This is a genomic window from Streptomyces sp. NPDC087901 (assembly GCF_044742205.1).
In the GTDB taxonomy this organism is placed as follows: domain Bacteria; phylum Actinomycetota; class Actinomycetes; order Streptomycetales; family Streptomycetaceae; genus Streptomyces.
The window spans coordinates 106950-122396 of the sequence record NZ_JBIUUC010000009.1; the positions used below are offsets into that span (position 1 = coordinate 106950).

Below are 15447 nucleotides of genomic sequence, written 5' to 3' on the forward strand. Positions count from 1 at the left end.
GACTACACCTCGCCCACGAATGAGTAGGGCACCCAGGGCCCAGAGACCTCGATATGCGCACCGGTGCGCTTTCGCAATCCGGCAATCAGCAGGTCCAGCTCGGCGACCCGATGTCCCGCTACCAGATAGGTCGCGTTGAGGACCTGAACGCGACGGTCATCAACGGCTCCATTGCCGTGCGGCCGGAGCCGGCGGGACTCCGTGGCGAGGCGGCTCACGTCCGCATCCACGGCATCTGCCACCCGCAAGGAATCCGTCTGCCGCTGCTCACGCTGCGACTGCAGGTTGCGCTTACGTTCCAGATAGGCCCTGCCCGCTCCAGGGGCCGGGGGCATCCGGTCTTCCGCCGCAGCCAGCCGCTCCTCCGAGGTCCCATCGCCCGCATTCCGCGCGTCGGGTGCGTAGACCTTGATTCCCCATTCAGCATGATGCGCAATACGCGTCAGCGCTGTGCGAAACCGCGTCGACTCACTGGCGAGTGCGAGCGCAGCCCTCTCATCCCCGTTGTACAACGTGGCGAGCGGCAAGGGGACCGTGGGAAAGTGGCCGGCGACTGCCGAGACGACCTCGTGGTGGGCACGCGCGTATCGTTCGAGTTCAGCCTCGTCGGTCAGACGTTTCTGCCAGACTTCGTCCGTGAAGTCAGCCCCTCGAACGGTCTGCACGATCGCTGTGAGCGAGCCGATGCGGAGGGAGCGCACCGGTTCGTCCCGCGTGACCCCGGTGAGACCGTCCACGTCGGGGTCCCCCTCCGTGTGGCAGACCGCGAACACGTAGGTGGCGTTCGTCTCCGCTGTCCCTGTACTGCACTCCGTCATGAGCCCCTGTTCTTCCTCTCCCCGGCTCATCGCACGTCCGACGATGTCTCTTCGGAGTGCGATTCAAGTGCCTCAAGCCGCGCTCGCAGCTCGCGGTTCTCGTCCTTCAGGGCGTTCCTCGCCGCGTGAGAGCTGAGCGCCGGATCGGTCTCCCACCAGTCGATCCCGGCCTTCTTCGCCGTGTCCACGGAGGCTACGAATAGCCGCAGGCGAATGGTGAGCAGCTCGATGTCGAGAAGGTCGATCTTGATGTCCCCAGCGATCACGATGCCCTTGTCGAGTACGCGCTCAAGGATGTCCGCCAGGTTGGTGTTCTGCGGCCCGGCTACGGGATAGGAAGCATCCTGCCGGAAGTCGAGATCAGTCACTTCGTGCTCTCCGTGATCGCTGCTTCGCGGACGTGGCCCGCCTTCTGCGCGGCGCCTCTTCCTCTTCCTCGTCCGGCTCCTCCTCTTCCTCTTCCTCCTCTTCCTCGTCCTCCTCCGGCTCTTCCTCTTCTTCCTCGTCCGTCAGTGGGTCCTCGTCCTCACCGTCGTCCTCCTCATCCCACTCCTCCTCGTCCTCGTCCTCGTCCTCGTACTCCTCCCCCTCCGGGTTTTCCTCGTTGTCGTCCTCTTCCTCGCTCTCCGCTTCCTCCTTTTCCACGGCATCTTCGTGCGATACGACTACTTCTCCGTCGCGGATCTCGCCACGCCAGCCTTCCGGCTCCTCGTCCGTGAGCGTGACGTACCGCTGGAAGTGCTTGAAGTCGAGCCGGACCCGGCGTCCTTGCGCACGCCAGAGGTTGCCCGTCTTCTCGAAGAAGCCGGACGGGTAGTACTCAATGACCAGGACGATGCGTGTGAGGGACGGTGCCAGTTCGTGGAAGCTCACTACGCCTCGCGTCGTCCCCTTGGCGCCCTCGGATGTCCAGACGATGCGGTCGTCAGGGACCTGCTCCTGGACCGTTGCCTTGAAGCTGCGGGAGGAGGGCCCTACCTTGACCTTCCAGTCGCTCGACATCTCTTCGTCCATCGAGACATCGCGCACGCCCTTGGCGAAACTGCTGAACTGGTCGTACCGGGTCCAGTGGTCGTAAGCGGTGCGGAGCGGCACTCCCACATCGAGTACCTCGATGATGTTCATGACCTTTCCGCCGCTCGCCTTGCTCTTGCCCTTGCCGCCGCCGAAGGCCTCCTTGGCCTTCTCCACGACGTTGTCCTTGACGCCTTTGGCCTTCTCCGAGACGAACGCCTTCACCGGCGAGTCGCCCTGGAGGATACGAGAACCGATGGCCGGCAGTGAGCCGCCGTTCTCCGCAACATCGTTCAACTGGCCAGTGACATCGGTCAGTTTGTCCCCCGCCTTCTCCGCAAGCTTCTCCACTTGCGTGCTGAGGAAGTTGGACAGCTCACCGCGGAGTTTGTCCATTCCGGACTCTTCGTTCTCGTCAGCCTCTTCCGACTCAGGCTCTGCATTTTCCGTCCTGGCCATGACTCGCTACCTCCGACCGCTGGTGCGCTTGGATGCGGCCCGCTTCGACGATGACTTGCCTGCTGCCGTCTTCTTGGCAGCCGCCTTCTTGGCCGGGGCAGTCTTCTTGGCTGCCGCCTTCTTCGCCGAGCCGCCGGACTTCTTCGCAGCCGCCTTCTTGGCCGGGGCGGACTTCTTGGCTGCCGCCTTCTTCGCCGAGCCGCCGGACTTCTTGGCAGCCGCCTTCTTGGCCGGGGCGGACTTCTTGGCAGCTGCCTTCTTCGCAGGGGCCGCCTTCTTGGAGGCAGTCGCCTTCTTGGCCGGGGCGGTCCGCTTCGCCGTGGCCTTGTCGGCCCGGGACGTTCCGCCGCCCCCACCGTTCTTGGCCGTGCCCGACGAGGTCCGGCGGGACGCGCGCCTTCTCGGCTGCTTCTCCTCCGGCTCCTCCTCGGGCTCTTCCTCTTCCTCTTCTTCCTCTTCCTCTACCGGCTGCTCATCCTCTTCGTCGCCTTCCTCCGGTTCCTCCTCGTACTCCTCGTCCTCGTCCTCGTCCTCGTCCTCCGCGTCCTCTTCTGCGGGTTCCTCTCCGTCCTCGTACTCGTCCTCGTACTCGTCGCCCTCGTCGCCCTCGTCCTCGTCCTCGTACTCGTCGCTCGGCGGTTCGAGGAGACGAGCCGTACGCTCGCTGATCGAGCCGGCCAACGTGCTCATGCTGCGGTTGGCGGCGGCGGTCATGGCCTTGCGGCCCGCTTCAAGGACCTCGCCCCTGAGCTGCTCCTGAAGTTCAGCGACCTGGGGGACCTCGCCGAGTCGGCGCATACCCTCTGCGGCGAGTTGGCGGGGCTCCAGACCGAAGCGTCGGCCTGCGAGATAAGTGGCGACGCTGAGAGCCAGTCGCCCCTTTCTGGTCCGGCCCAGCACGTAGCCGCCGACTACTGCGACCGCGAGGGTCAACTTCGTCTGGTCTTCCATGCGTACGTCACCTTCGATCGTTCTGTGCCGGGCCGACCCGTGCGGCATGCAGCCGGTCAAGCAGGCGTTCCTCTTCGCGTTCGAACTCCTCCAGGTTGATGTCTCCGGATTCGAGTTCCTGATTGAGTACTGCCAATTGCGCGCGCAACACGGCGGGGTCGTGCAGCTCGCGCTCGGCAGCGTCATTGAGCTTCTCCGCCACCCAGACCACGCCACGTACCGGCGCGATCGGGAGCGTGAGCAAACCGGTGATCAGCCCCATGTCATTTCCCGCCCACGAGCGCTGGTTGGGCCTCCGACGAAACGAAGCTGTAGCAGGGAAGCGGGCCGGCACACCGGATCTCCGCTTGCTCCCGAAAGGCCGCCCCGAGGTTCTCGGCCCGCGAGAGGAAGGCTTCGCTCTCGGCACGTTCGACGAGGAAAGACTCGTTCAGCACGCACCCCGGGACCTCCGGTCCCGGGACGGCCGCCCGGGCAGCAGGTGCGAGCTCGCGAAGGATCCGCTCCCCTGCGGCAGCTGCCCGCCGGGTGAGAGCCCCGGCGATGGCTTCGCCCAGCCGGAGGCTGGCCTCGTAGCCAGGATTTCTCCGAGCTGCCGCACGAAGCTGCCGCACGCTCTTGTCCTCGGCAACGAGTGCTTCCAGCGCGTTCTGCGCGGGAAGGACCTTGACGTTGATCTCGATGCGGCCCGCGAGTCGGTCCAGGGTGGCGGCGTACTCGGATTCGTCGGCTGCCAGTTGCGCGAGGATCGACCGCTCGTCCGCCGCGACCATTCCGAACCGCATGGGGAGCACCGGCCCGTCGTCAGCCAGGCGCATCAGAAGGTTCTGGTGTGCCAACAGATCGCGTCGTCGGGCGCGGAGCTGCGGCGGCGCGTCGCTGACGACCGCCTCGAGCTTGCCCTGGCTGATGACCCTGAGGACCGCGGGTGGCGATCCGACGCCGACCGCATCCTTCGGCAGCGCCGTCGCAGCCCGCAGGATCGCGTAGACGTAAACGCCGTCGGTCGGCGCGCTCACGCTCATGCCTCCACACGCCGTCGTCGGCTCTCACTGCTGCGGGCAGGCGCGCGTCGCTTCTTCGGCCGCTCCTGCGGCTCGTCCTCTTCCTCGGACGAGTCGCCACCACCTACTGCTTTGCGTACGGTGTGGCCCACGCTCTCGGCCGCGCTTCGCACCTTGCGCTTGCCCACGGACTTCGCCACACCACCACCGAGAAGCTCGGGAATGGTGGTGCTGCCGGAATCACGCTCAAGGTCCAGCCGGTTGCACGCCTCCGCGAAGCGGAGGTAGGTGTCCACACTCGCGACAACGATGCGCGCGTCGATCTTCAGGATCTCGATGCCGACCAGCGAAACCCGGATGAATACGTCGATGACCATGCCACGGTCAAGAATGAGCTCCAGCACGTCGTACAACGTTCCGGCGCGGGGCGGGCAGGCCACTACCTCGTCCGAGTAGGTGGTCGCGGGCATGAAGAGTCCTTCCAACAGGGAGCAAAGCGCGAGTCACTCGTCGGCGGCACCACGTCGGTAGCGCCGGACCCTGCGGTATTGCAGGAGTTCGCCGTCCTGGTCGAGCTGTACCTCGTAAGAGGCGAGGAGGCTTGTCGTGTCGGGGATCCTCGGCACTTCGAGAACGTCCACCACCACGCACCAGCCGTCGTCCTCGCGCCGCACGGCGGAAACACCCTCCGCGGGGTGGCCGATCAACCCTTCCAGGCTCTTGCTGGCAGCACGGGCCGCATGCTCCGGTCCCCGCGCCGGTCGTCGGGCGCGGGAGGCGGTCGCCGTCTTCGAGCTCCCGGCGTGTGTGCGACGTTGTTCTGCCATAAGGCCAGTCTCGCCACTCCCGTCGACCGCGCATCTTGAGCAGATCCATCGGAGTGCGTGGTACGAGGACCGGAGCGTCTGTCGAGATCACAAGCGGCACACGGAGGCGGGGCCGCAAGGTGATTTCTGAGTATCACGCGGGCGGCGACTGTCGCACGGAAGCCGGGGACGGTATCGCCTGTTCGACAGAGAACCTCGGTGCGGTCGTTAAGGTATATCGCTTGCCCCGTCGAAAGCATTCACTATCGTCAGGGCCATCGCTACCGACGATTCTCGTGACACGGATAGCTAACGTTGTTCTTCCGCATATGTGAGTGCCTCCCGATGCTCGTGAAGGCCCTCCCACCCGTCCCGCGCCCTCAAGGACAGGTCCGAGCACAGTCTCCGCGCCATCTCCCGTGCATCGTCCCGCGGCGCCGCCCCCTCGACGTACTCCAGAAATCCCAGCAACGCCTGTAGCTCGCCGCTACGCAACGCCACCTCGACGACCTCTTGCTTCTCGGCGGTCAGCGCGCTCACAACACGCTTCTGACATGCATCGATCTGTACACAGGCGAATCGGCTTTCGTAATACGACGATTCCGCACTTCTGCTGTCGGCGTTGAATACGGCTAGCCGCTGAAGAAGTGATATCGGCTCCGCATGCGGAGCGCGATAGAAGGGTCGCTCGTCGCTTCCCGAATATGCAGCATCCAACTGGACATTGGAGAGGAACGCAGCCACTCGGCCGGGGTCAGGCGTCAGCCCGCCTCCCATCCATCGAGCAGACTCCATAAGCGTCCGGCCGGACCCCTCAGGTATACAGAAGAAGCACCACCCCGAAACGCCGCACCAAAGAAGCCCTGCGTCCCTGCCCTCACCGAACACCGCTCGCCGGAAGGAACGGGTGAACTCCACGCTTCCTTCCACGTCCGCCCCGAACGTGTCCTGACTGGGGTCGTCATAGGCTCCGTACGAGGAAACGGAGGAGACTGGGAGGCCTTCATCGAGAAGCCTGCCGGCGACAGCCACCATGTAGTGGCCTATGGCAGCTTCGAGGTCGTCCCTCATTTGCTGCGCACGGTCTTCCTTGTACACCACCAGGGTTCTCCTGATTCGGCTCCGGTTGCGCGTCCTGTCTTCAAGCCGTTTCCCAGAAAACTGCAGTTCACACGGGGTGCAGCACGCATGTCTCCGCGTCAGCCTCCCGCACACGGTCTTGGCTCCCGCACATGGTCTTCGATCGGCAGTACGCCCTTCTGCCGGCCACCTCAGCCTCGCATCGCGTCGCCGGCCGCTGCCGGATCGCGGCAGAGTCCTCTCGGATCAGGCGGACGGCACCCTGGAGAAGGGGCTGTCGTCGAGGCCCGTGAGAAGGCCGGCGGGATCCGGATACACGGCGTCTGCTCCGGCCTCTTCCAGGTCCTCGCGAGGAATTCCCCCGCACAGCAGGCCGATGACGGCCACGCCCGCCCCCACTGCGGCTCTCATGTCCCAAACGGAGTCTCCGACGAACACCGCCCGCTCTGGGGCCACCTCCGCCAGATCCAGCGCCCGACGGACGGGGTCAGGTGCGGGCTTGCCCTTCTCGACGTCGTCTGCCGTGGCGGTGGCGGTGATGGCATCGTCAGCTCCGACGGCCCTGCGCAGAGCAGCAAGTTCGCTGTCCTTGGCCGAGGTGACGAGCACTACCTTCCACCCGGCCGACGACAGAGCGCGCAACAGATCCGCGGCCGAGCGGAAGGCCGGAAGGCGGTCGGAATACGTGGCGTAGAGCGTGTCGTGCGCGGCGCTCAACTGCTCGTCGTCGGAGCGGTCGCGATCCTTGCCCAGGAGGTGATCGAGGAGGTCGGGGCCGGGCAGGCCGATGGCCCGGTGGATGGCGTGCATGGGCACGTGGTGGCCGGACTGCCGGAGGGCTTCCCACCATGAGGTGACGTGAAGGTGATTGGTGTCCGCGAGAGTGCCATCGACGTCGAAGAGAGCCGCACGGTTCATAGTGATGCCGTCCTCACAGATTGTGGCGGAGCGAGGGCAGCAGCTCGGCCTCGGCCCATTCCAGGAATGACTGCTGGTGGCTGCCGCCGATCTGGATCAGGGCGATCTCTGTGAAACCCGCCTCGGCGTAGGGGCGTACCGCTTCCACGAAGGCATCGACATCGTTGCCGCACGGGATGGCATCGACGACGTCCTCGGGCCGCGTGTGCGCAGTTGCCTGGTCGAATGCTGCGGGGCCGGGGAGTTCGGCATTGACTCGCCAGCCACCGAGGGACCAGCGGAACTGTTCGTGTGCGCGAGCGATGGCGGCGCCGCGATCGGTGTCATAGCAGACCGGAAGCTGGCCCACGCGCGGCTTTCCCGCGCCGCCGTGCTCGTCGAACCCTTGCAGGAGCTCGGGTTTCGGTTCCGTGGCGATCATCAGGTCGCCGAGTCGGCCGGCGAGTTCGCAGGAGCGCGGCCCGGATACCGCGATTCCGATGGAGGGCGGCTCCTCGGGAAGATCCCATAGCCGGGCGTTCTCCACGTCGAAGTGCGATCCGTGATGGTTCACGACCTGTCCCGCAAACATGCGCTCGATAATGCCGACAGCCTCCTCCAACATCTCCAGGCGCACATGGGCGGCAGGCCACCCGCCTCCAACGATGTGCTCGTTCAGGTTCTCCCCCGAACCCAGCCCCAGGCGAAAGCGACCCTGCGAGAGGATCTGCATCGTCGCCGCCTTCTGCGCGATGACAGCCGGGTGGTATCGGAAGGTCGGGCACGTCACGTACGTCATGAGCGGGATCGTGCTGGTGGCTTGCGCGGCCGCTCCCAGGACGCTCCACGCGTACGGCGCGTGGCCCTGGGCCTCGAGCCACGGGGACGAGTGGTCCGAGATGACGGAGAAGTCGAAGCCCGCCCGCTCCGCCGCCACCACGTGTGACACCAGTTCGCGTGGGCCGGCCTGCTCGGTCATCATCGTGTATCCGATTCGCACCATAGGGGGCGCCTAGCCGTGATCACGACGCCCGAAACCCTGTCCCGGACGGGAACCTCCGTATGGCTCAGAGGGTGCTCACGGAAGGAAAGGAACTGGCGTGCGATCACCATCTCCCCGTCTGAGTGCCCATCTCTGTCGCTCTGATCGACGCCGCAATCCGGCTGGGAAGGGCTGTCCCGTAGGCGGGGTCTCATAGGCGCCCGGAAAATGGCTGGTCACGGGTGCGGTCTGTGCAGGACCCTGAGCGTATGCCTCGACGTCTCATGTTCGTGCAGTTGAAGACTGGTTACAACACCGACCGCGGACCCTCGTGGATCGGGTGGGTGGACTTCTCGAAGACCTGGAGCACTGGGTACTTTCACGGAAGGACACTGCGCCGGGCAGGGGGGATGTTCGATGCGAACTTCTACGACGTGCAGACCAACGAGGAGTTCTGGGTCTCCGGGCCGAAGCGGGACCGCACCGACCCCCGCTACGGGCCCTCCAACCCTGAAATCGACCCGGAAGCCGTCGAGAGTTATCACGCCTTCCTGGAGGGTGCGCCCCTGCCGGGCCGGGAGAACGGCTAACCTCGCACCCTTACGAGCGGGCTCGTGCGGGTCTTGATCAGACAGCGTGCCGGTGCACGCCCAGGACCGCACACTGACCTGCACGGATTGCGACCCTCGATGTCCATACGGCCGCAGCAAGTCCGGTCGGCCGCACCTGGCGTGGCTCGACCTCACCTTGGCCGAACCACTCCCGTCGCTGAGGTAGGAACTGGGGCAGAGCCCCACCTCCGGACAGGGCCGGGCACAGTTGTCGCGGCGACTGCGCGGGAACCCAACGGCCGCCTGGCATCTCGTCAGCCAAGTCAGCAAGAGGTCGGCATCCGTCTTGGCAGACGTAGTCAAACAACGTCACAAACAGCCGCACTACTGTCCCGGGAATCCCGGACCTGTCGCGCTCCTCCCCCGCCGCAGCGGAGGCCGCCGCCCATCCCGGAATCGCCTGGATGAGGACGGCCCGATCCAGGTGAAAGCACAGGTCAGCGAATTCGTCCCCGGGGCTTCAAGGGCACCGGAGGCAGAGCAGGGGCAGGGAGCGGCGCACCGTCATAGCCGCGTACCGAGCCGAACCGATCGCCGTTCATCCAGCCCTCCCGCGCCTGGGTGATGTCGTCCTGGGTTCTGCCCACGAAGTTCCACCACATATCACGGAATTGCCGTTTCTCCCCAGGTCAGGGAGTTCAGGCACCATCGCTGGTCAGCAAGAGGTCAGCATCGGACACAAGGGAGCTTTCACGAGATGGCAGCACGCACACTCGCTCACGGCATGGGGTCCTTCTTCAAGGAGTGCGAGCACCCACGGCATCGCTGGTCGAAGTGCCTCCACCCATACAAGATTCGCTATCGCAGCTCGGCAGGAAAGCAAGCCGAGGAGGGAGGCTTCGCCACTCAAGACCAAGCGATCTCGCGGTTGACAGAAATCTACAAGGAGAAGAAGGCTCGACCCTCGTCACAGGCAAGGGCTGACCGCATCCAGAAGTACGGATCCATGCGCTTCCAGGAGTACGCCTCCGAATGGATGGCAGGGCAGCGGCACCTCGCAGCAGCGTCCGTTCGCCACCTCGAGTCACTCCTGGAGCACCACATCCTGCCGGCGCTCGGCAGCCGACGGATGAACAGCTTCGACCACAAGGTGGTCGATGGCTTCATCCGGACCATGGAGAAAGCGCACGCGGGTCTGGCCACTCAGGCCAACGCCTTCGACAAGCTGCGGGCGATACTCCTGGATGCGCATCAACTCGGCCTCTACGCAGAGAGCCCACTCACTGGCGTCAAGCCTCCGCAGTACGATCCGTCCCGCGCAGTCATCCCTTCCCTGCCCCAACTCCGATCCCTGCGTGAAGCCGGAGACGACGCGTTCAAGTTGATCGTCGACCTGATGAGCGGCTGCGGACTCCGCAATGGTGAAGCCGCAGCCATCAACCTCAACAACCTCGTCGCGGACGACGTCTACCGCGTCAAGGAGCAGGTCGTCATGTCGACAGGGAAGTACGGGCCTTTGAAGCACCGAAAGGCGTGGCAGTATCGCGACGTACCGCTGCCCTCCAGCGTCAGGGTAACGATCGAGGAATACGCAGAGAAGCATGGCTCGATCGACGGCTATCTGCTTCGCCGACCGACGGACCCCACGCAGCCGTACCCTCATTGGGGTGTGTCGAACCAGTGGAGTCGGCTGAAGACCGCAGGCGCGGCGGACATACCGGAGGGGATGGTGCTGTACGGACTGCGCCATTTCTTCGCTTCGAACTGCCTCAGCCACGGGATTCCAATCACAGACGTCGCCGACTGGATGGGCCACAGGAACCTCGATGTCACCTTCAAGATCTACCGCCATCTAATGCCCGGCTCCATCGGACAGGCGGCCAAGATACTGGACATGGCCCTAGTTGCATAACACTCGATCAGGGGCGGGGCATCTGACACGATGCCCCGCCCCTGATGACGCTCAGCCGACGTACTGCTGACTGACCCACTTCTGGATGTCACTGATCTTGAACTGCAGCTTGGCGTTACGACCACTGCCGAACTTGTACGCCACCAACCCATGACGAGGTGCGTCACGGTAGAGCCAAGTCAATGACACGTTGAGATATTCGGCGGTCTGTTTGGCATTCAGGAACTGCGCAGCCATGGTGACCACTCCTCGGATAGACATGGCAGTGATCCTCCCGACGGTTCCCGTTTTGGCCATGCCCCCAGTCAATGATATGAACAACTCGCGATCAGTGAGCTGTTTGCAACCTGCAGACGTTGAGCGCAAGTTGGGCAGCCCTGCGCGGAAGCGGACCGAAACTACAGATCCTCAAATGGCTGGCGCAACAGAGGGTCCGTTGCACCTCATTCAAACTCGATGTCCAAGCCGCCCCATAGCCAACGAAGACGAAGGTCACAGAGGTATCCGCGGCGCCGATGAGTTGTACGCGGAGTACAAGGAGCCCCTGTACGCCGCTCCCCGCTGCTCCAGCGGATGGTGGACGCGGGCCGGCTGGGCCACAGGACGGGGTCGGGCTTCTACCCGTACGGCTGACCGTCCTACGGGCGGGCCCGGCGTTCACGCCGGGCCCGCCGGGCACGTTGCTCGAGGTCAGGACCGTGTGTGGCCCCCAAGAGCCTCGTCTTCTACTGCCGACCCGACGCCGTGCCGGAGCGCTATGGAGCGACGGCGCGGATGCGCGGGCCCGATGCCCTGGGCCTTTCAGCGCTGTCACAGCCTTCCGTGCTTGTACTGCGAAAACTCCCTCGGATGTCCCTCCGACAGAGCTGAAAGTCCCTGAAAAGTCCCTGGCGACTCGGCCCCCGGACTACGCATTACGAGACCGAAAGCGACTAGGTTGCGGGGTGCCGTCTCCCGCTGCGTACTGACCTTCTTCCTGATCAGAGCACGTGCGGTTGGGCGGCCTGTGCTGCACCGCCCAAAGGCGTCTGTTCACCGGTTGTCCACCGGTGGAGCTGCCAGCGACCCACCGGGGCGACTCAGTTGAGCTGGCTGCGCCGCGTCACCCCATTCCAGGCGACGAGCACCGGTGGCTATCGGACCTCTACAAAGTGTTCCACCGTCATTGTTGAGTACCCTGCCCACCTCTAGCCTCGACATTCACCGTGAACAGGGTGATCGCAGGTTAATCCGGGCGGAGCTGCGCGGTTAGAGCATTAATCGTGAACCGTAGCGCCGCTGAACCATTCGCGTGCCACTGCTTCACTTCGAGGGCTAAGCGGAGTCACGAAGACGACGGCGAGACGACTGATAGCTCGGGAACAGCAGACGTAGAAGAGATTGCGGGAGCGGGTGGCCCGTTCTTTGCGGTGGTCGTCTCCCGTGAGCATGCGGTCGACGTTGAACTGGTTCCACGCGCTGTCGTCGATCATGACCACGACGTTCTCGTACTCGTCACCCTTAACCCCATGCTGGGTGGAGAAGGGAGTGAGCTCGTTGCGGTATTGGGTGAGCCGGACGACCTCCTGGTAATTGACGGCGCGCAGGCTGGCCGCGAAGTCGGCGTCTCTCTGAGCACGTTCATCGAGGCCCTCCGCGCCGATGGTGCGTTCGATGGACTTCACCCTGCCCGGCGGAGCGATCAGCTTGGCGCGGGTAACAACGTCGAGGACGTCGCCTACGGTTCCGGTGGCCCGGACTGCGGTGATCTTCTGGAGTATGCCGTTGATCTTCGCTTTGTCCGAGTGCTTGCGGATGGTGAGGGGCCCTGTGCCGAGGAGGGTGGTGAGGTGGGCGTACTCCTTAGCTTCATAGGCGGCGCAGAGAGCCTCGATGGCCTTCATGAACTGGGCGTAGGGCTCAGTTCCCTCCAGAAGGTCGTCCCTCCCATGACTTCCACGTTTGCTGTAAAGCTGGAGAAGGTTGGAATAGCCATGGGCCGCTGCGATGCTGCGGTGCGTCAGGCTCAGGTACTTGACGCCCTTCGCGGGCCAGCCGCAGGTTTCGAGCACTGCCCGAGCCTGCTGGACCGGGTTCTTGTCCTCAGCGCCGGGCAGCTTAAGGATGAGGCGGACCTCGCCTGCGGTCTTGTCCATGTCCGGCTGCTGGATCAAGTCAGGTCGGATTCTATTCAGGACCTCAACGATCGGCTTCGCACAGCGATGGTTGCTATGCATGGTGAACGTAACCAGGTCGTCCCGCTCCAGGGCGCCGACGCCGGTGTTGTAGATCTTCTGCATGGAGTCGCCGAAGAAACCGACGGTGCAGGCGGGTCCGGCCGCCGTGGCGATGTGGTCCAAGAGCAGGCTGACGGTGGCGGGGAAGGTGTCCTGATACTCGTCGACGAAAACCACCGGGTAGCGGTGGGCGATGATCCGCGCGAGTTTGGACTGCGAGCCAATCAGTGTGGTGGCGAGCGCGAGGACCTCGTCGTGGGAAATTTTCCCGTCTGCAAAGCGCCGACCTCGGTCTTGGTATTGAATCTGGAGGCCGGAAGCGATTTCTGCCATGTCCTGGGGGCGCGGCAATCCTTGGTTGTACTCGATGAGGGCGTCCAGCAGCTCGCGCTGATGGTCTTGGATGAGACTCCACAGGAACTCGTGAATTGTGCCGACGTACACCAGGGGATCCTCAGCGATGCGCTGCTTGATCTGATGCTTGGCCACATTGGTGTAGGTGATGCAGGCGATCTGCTTACCGGCCTGTTCCAGGGCGGATCGCCGGGTATCGAGGAGGTAGAGAAGGGCTTCCACCAGGGCCGTGGTCTTGCCGGCGCCGGCCCCTGCTTCCACGAGGAAGTTGCTCCGGGCGTCGAGGGCGGCGCGGATACCTTCGCGTACTTCTACCTCATCAGCCACTGCAGGCCCTCCTGGATATAGCGAGGGACCGTCCAGCCCTCCGTGAGAACCATGTCGAACGCGAAGTCGGTCTTCTTGCGACTCAGTCGCTCGGCGATGGGGAAGGCGGCGGCAGCGATGGCCTCTGGCCTCGGCATGATGCCGACCTCGCTGGTGAAGGCATTCTTGAGGGCCAGCATGCCCAAGTTTCGGGCGAACATGTCGGCGTTGGCAATGATCATGGCATCCTCGAAGCTACGCCCGCACGGCCCCCCGTCCGCTTCCGGCACCTCGTAGGCGACGCGTACGTTCCCGCAGACCTTCGCCTCTGCCGGCGCCTGCAGGAGCGTCTTGACCTCACTGAGCTTCGGCACCCACTCCTTGAGGGTGGCATTGGAGGTGAGGGCGCCGCCGGTGTCGGGTGCGCAGCGTTTTTTAGTGGCGGGGTCTACCGAGTCGAGGTCGGTGATCACCAGCGCAGGGACACCGAGGAACTCCAGGAGAGTCTTGAACCGGCCGGCGTACGCGTCGCCGACCTCGATAATCGAGATGTACTGGTTTGCCAGTTCAGGCGCACACTTGCTGATCATGGCGCGGAGAAGGAGCCGTTCAGCGGTTCCCTCGATCAAGATGATGCGGTCGGCGAAGAACATGTCACAACGGTGCGTGTGCATGTACTGGGCGAGGAACTGAAGGGTCGTCTTCCCATTGTTCTGCTGCTTGATGGTGTGCTCGAAGTCGGAGAGGTCCTTGACCTTGAGGGTGAGGCCGTTGCTGTCGAAATAGCGCACGGCACCAAACCCGCTACTCGCGACGATGTGCGAGGAATGGGTGGTCAGGACCGCCTGGACGGCCCACTCTTCTTTCTCCAAGAGGCGGTTGATGTTGCTAATGAAAACTTCCTGCATCTGGGGGTGCAGGTGCGCTTCGGGCTCCTCGATGAAAAGCAGTTGCAGGGCCGGTCGGGGCTTCAAGCGTAGGTAGGCGTGATAGAAGCCGATGACCTGAACCACGGTGCTGATGAGCTTGCTGTAGCCAAGGCCATTGTGCCCCTCAGGCAGCGGATGGTCGCTCCCAGACGAGGCGTACTGAATGCGGGTACTGCCGCGGAGAATATCTCCGGACTCGATCAAAGAGATGATCTCCGGCGTTTGCAGCGGAGTGATAGTGCCCACGCCGAAGGTCCGCAGTTCATCGAGGATGGGTCGGAACAATAGGCCGTAGTTGATGTCGATGCTCTTCGAAGCGACGGCCAGCGCCTGCTCAATGCCCTCGATGTTCCGATTGCGTTCCTCGTCGGCACTGTTCGCCTTATAGAAGGTCTCGAAGGTCTTGGACAGTGTGCGGGCCCGGTCCGCGGGAACATCGTCGATACGAGGCTGGGCGTGGATGGACTTTACCGACAGCGCCCTGCGCGCCGTAGCCGGCGTGATCTCTCGACGGACGTTTGGATCCAGGGCCGAGACCGCCCAGTAGGAGGTGACGTAGAAGGTAGAAAAGTTCTTGCGGAGGAACTTGCCCCAGTCGAAGTCCGGGCCTTGTCGGGTCAGGGCAGCGTCCACTTGCTCCAGAAAATCGCGCGGCCGCTTCACACTCAGGACCGCTTCGAGCCGAGCCTCCAGGCAATCCTCGTCCAGGTCCAGGATGATCCCGGACAGCAAGGCGAGGTCGTCCTCCACGGTGTAGGCGATGACGACCTGCACACTGATGACAGGGAGGAGCTCTTCCGCTGCCTTCAACTGCCCTTCGCGGCTCTCGCTGCTGTCCTCCGGCACGGCCTGGGCCGTACGGTAGGCCTCCACGGCCGACTTGATCCCCTTGATCCTGCTGACGGACAGGTCCTCCAGGATGAACTTGCTGTCGTCGCTGCCGAAGAACTTGTCGAAGAGGTTAGCAAAGGACGTCTTGCCGCTGTTATTCCGGCCCACTACGAGCGTGGCCTTGTTGTCGATCTTCACCTCTACATCCTGCAACGCGCGAAAGTTCGTCACTTTGGCACAGGTCAGCTGCACTGGTTCTCCCGAGCTGCTCCCACCTCCAGGCCCTGCCGTACCGGCCCAGTAGGCGCATTAATTTGATGCAGTATCAGGCACACCG

The 15447-nt window shown here is 64.0% G+C and carries 16 protein-coding genes and 2 pseudogenes; 3 read left to right on the forward strand and 15 right to left on the reverse strand.

Translation table 11 applies throughout. The annotated features are described in order from the left end of the window. Nucleotides 1-2: 2 nt before the first annotated feature. The 11 genes from ACIOEW_RS26045 to ACIOEW_RS26095 all read right to left on the reverse strand — a co-directional run bounded on the left by ACIOEW_RS26045 (nt 3) and on the right by ACIOEW_RS26095 (nt 8032). Nucleotides 3-818 carry a GvpL/GvpF family gas vesicle protein gene (locus ACIOEW_RS26045; RefSeq protein WP_401966334.1) on the reverse strand — a complete coding sequence of 272 codons (816 nt, stop codon included), beginning with the start codon at nt 816-818 and terminating at the stop codon, nt 3-5. A 26-nt stretch (nt 819-844) separates the two neighbouring features. Next, nucleotides 845-1186, reverse strand: coding sequence for a gas vesicle protein (locus tag ACIOEW_RS26050; RefSeq protein WP_362552191.1), 342 nt, complete (start codon nt 1184-1186; stop codon nt 845-847). Beyond that, nucleotides 1179-2291, reverse strand: coding sequence for an SRPBCC family protein (locus ACIOEW_RS26055; protein ID WP_401966336.1), 1113 nt, complete (start codon nt 2289-2291; stop codon nt 1179-1181). Before ACIOEW_RS26055 ends, ACIOEW_RS26050 begins: the two co-directional genes overlap by 8 nt. Before the next feature lie 6 nt (nt 2292-2297). Then, nucleotides 2298-3242 (reverse strand): histone protein, encoded by a 945-nt coding sequence (locus ACIOEW_RS26060; protein WP_401966338.1) that lies wholly within the window; start codon nt 3240-3242, stop codon nt 2298-2300. Between the two features lie 7 nt (nt 3243-3249). Continuing rightward, nucleotides 3250-3504, reverse strand: coding sequence for a gas vesicle protein GvpG (locus ACIOEW_RS26065; RefSeq protein ID WP_362552199.1), 255 nt, complete (start codon nt 3502-3504; stop codon nt 3250-3252). 1 nt (nt 3505) lies between these two features. Beyond that, nucleotides 3506-4267 (reverse strand): GvpL/GvpF family gas vesicle protein, encoded by a 762-nt coding sequence (locus ACIOEW_RS26070; RefSeq protein ID WP_401966341.1) that lies wholly within the window; start codon nt 4265-4267, stop codon nt 3506-3508. Beyond that, nucleotides 4264-4716, reverse strand: coding sequence for a gas vesicle structural protein GvpA (locus ACIOEW_RS26075; protein WP_362552205.1), 453 nt, complete (start codon nt 4714-4716; stop codon nt 4264-4266). The genes ACIOEW_RS26070 and ACIOEW_RS26075 overlap by 4 nt, the downstream gene beginning before the upstream one ends. A gap of 33 nt (nt 4717-4749) precedes the next feature. Beyond that, nucleotides 4750-5073: a gas vesicle protein gene (locus tag ACIOEW_RS26080; protein ID WP_362552208.1), complete on the reverse strand. Its 324-nt coding sequence runs from the start codon at nt 5071-5073 to the stop codon at nt 4750-4752. 288 nt (nt 5074-5361) lie between these two features. Continuing rightward, on the reverse strand, nt 5362-6153 hold the full coding sequence (locus ACIOEW_RS26085) for a hypothetical protein (RefSeq protein ID WP_401966345.1): 792 nt from the start codon (nt 6151-6153) through the stop codon (nt 5362-5364). A gap of 225 nt (nt 6154-6378) precedes the next feature. Continuing rightward, nucleotides 6379-7050: an HAD family hydrolase gene (locus ACIOEW_RS26090; protein ID WP_401966347.1), complete on the reverse strand. Its 672-nt coding sequence runs from the start codon at nt 7048-7050 to the stop codon at nt 6379-6381. A gap of 13 nt (nt 7051-7063) precedes the next feature. Then, nucleotides 7064-8032, reverse strand: coding sequence for an LLM class F420-dependent oxidoreductase (locus ACIOEW_RS26095; RefSeq protein ID WP_401966349.1), 969 nt, complete (start codon nt 8030-8032; stop codon nt 7064-7066). A gap of 389 nt (nt 8033-8421) precedes the next feature. Here ACIOEW_RS26095 and ACIOEW_RS26100 point away from each other — a divergent pair, with 389 nt between their 5' ends. Continuing rightward, nucleotides 8422-8601 (forward strand): hypothetical protein, encoded by a 180-nt coding sequence (locus ACIOEW_RS26100; protein WP_401966351.1) that lies wholly within the window; start codon nt 8422-8424, stop codon nt 8599-8601. A gap of 458 nt (nt 8602-9059) precedes the next feature. Here the strand turns inward: ACIOEW_RS26100 and ACIOEW_RS26105 are convergent. Then, a pseudogene (locus ACIOEW_RS26105) lies at nt 9060-9224 on the reverse strand (pirin); the annotation flags it as partial. Nucleotides 9225-9319: 95 nt separating this feature from the next. On the opposite strand from ACIOEW_RS26105, the gene ACIOEW_RS26110 reads away from it, so the two are divergent. Further along, complete coding sequence (locus ACIOEW_RS26110) at nt 9320-10474, forward strand: tyrosine-type recombinase/integrase (RefSeq protein WP_401966354.1); 1155 nt, start codon at nt 9320-9322, stop codon at nt 10472-10474. 51 nt (nt 10475-10525) lie between these two features. On the opposite strand, the gene ACIOEW_RS26115 is transcribed toward ACIOEW_RS26110, so the two are convergent. Then, complete coding sequence (locus tag ACIOEW_RS26115) at nt 10526-10711, reverse strand: helix-turn-helix domain-containing protein (protein WP_275322472.1); 186 nt, start codon at nt 10709-10711, stop codon at nt 10526-10528. Between the two features lie 274 nt (nt 10712-10985). Between ACIOEW_RS26115 and ACIOEW_RS26120 the strand changes: the two are divergent. Continuing rightward, nucleotides 10986-11107, forward strand: a pseudogene (locus tag ACIOEW_RS26120) (3-hydroxyacyl-CoA dehydrogenase family protein); the annotation flags it as partial. Between the two features lie 623 nt (nt 11108-11730). Here the strand turns inward: ACIOEW_RS26120 and ACIOEW_RS26125 are convergent. Together ACIOEW_RS26125 and ACIOEW_RS26130 are read right to left on the reverse strand one after the other, a co-directional pair. Then, nucleotides 11731-13371 (reverse strand): UvrD-helicase domain-containing protein, encoded by a 1641-nt coding sequence (locus ACIOEW_RS26125; RefSeq protein ID WP_401966356.1) that lies wholly within the window; start codon nt 13369-13371, stop codon nt 11731-11733. Further along, entirely contained in the window at nt 13356-15362 is a 2007-nt protein-coding gene (locus ACIOEW_RS26130) for an ATP-dependent nuclease (protein WP_401966358.1), read from the reverse strand. The genes ACIOEW_RS26125 and ACIOEW_RS26130 overlap by 16 nt, the downstream gene beginning before the upstream one ends. Between the last annotated feature and the right edge of the window lie 85 nt (nt 15363-15447).

What these genes read in the sequence shown, in the direction of transcription:
- ACIOEW_RS26045 (WP_401966334.1), bottom strand. Translation starts at nt 818, where the DNA reads ATGACGGAGTGCAGTACAGGGACAGCGGAGACGAACGCCACCTACGTG.
- ACIOEW_RS26055 (WP_401966336.1), bottom strand. Translation starts at nt 2,291, where the DNA reads ATGGCCAGGACGGAAAATGCAGAGCCTGAGTCGGAAGAGGCTGACGAG.
- ACIOEW_RS26060 (WP_401966338.1), bottom strand. Translation starts at nt 3,242, where the DNA reads ATGGAAGACCAGACGAAGTTGACCCTCGCGGTCGCAGTAGTCGGCGGC.
- ACIOEW_RS26065 (WP_362552199.1), bottom strand. Translation starts at nt 3,504, where the DNA reads ATGGGGCTGATCACCGGTTTGCTCACGCTCCCGATCGCGCCGGTACGT.
- ACIOEW_RS26070 (WP_401966341.1), bottom strand. Translation starts at nt 4,267, where the DNA reads ATGAGCGTGAGCGCGCCGACCGACGGCGTTTACGTCTACGCGATCCTG.
- ACIOEW_RS26075 (WP_362552205.1), bottom strand. Translation starts at nt 4,716, where the DNA reads ATGCCCGCGACCACCTACTCGGACGAGGTAGTGGCCTGCCCGCCCCGC.
- ACIOEW_RS26080 (WP_362552208.1), bottom strand. Translation starts at nt 5,073, where the DNA reads ATGGCAGAACAACGTCGCACACACGCCGGGAGCTCGAAGACGGCGACC.
- ACIOEW_RS26090 (WP_401966347.1), bottom strand. Translation starts at nt 7,050, where the DNA reads ATGAACCGTGCGGCTCTCTTCGACGTCGATGGCACTCTCGCGGACACC.
- ACIOEW_RS26095 (WP_401966349.1), bottom strand. Translation starts at nt 8,032, where the DNA reads ATGGTGCGAATCGGATACACGATGATGACCGAGCAGGCCGGCCCACGC.
- ACIOEW_RS26100 (WP_401966351.1), top strand. Translation starts at nt 8,422, where the DNA reads ATGTTCGATGCGAACTTCTACGACGTGCAGACCAACGAGGAGTTCTGG.
- ACIOEW_RS26110 (WP_401966354.1), top strand. Translation starts at nt 9,320, where the DNA reads ATGGCAGCACGCACACTCGCTCACGGCATGGGGTCCTTCTTCAAGGAG.
- ACIOEW_RS26115 (WP_275322472.1), bottom strand. Translation starts at nt 10,711, where the DNA reads ATGGCTGCGCAGTTCCTGAATGCCAAACAGACCGCCGAATATCTCAAC.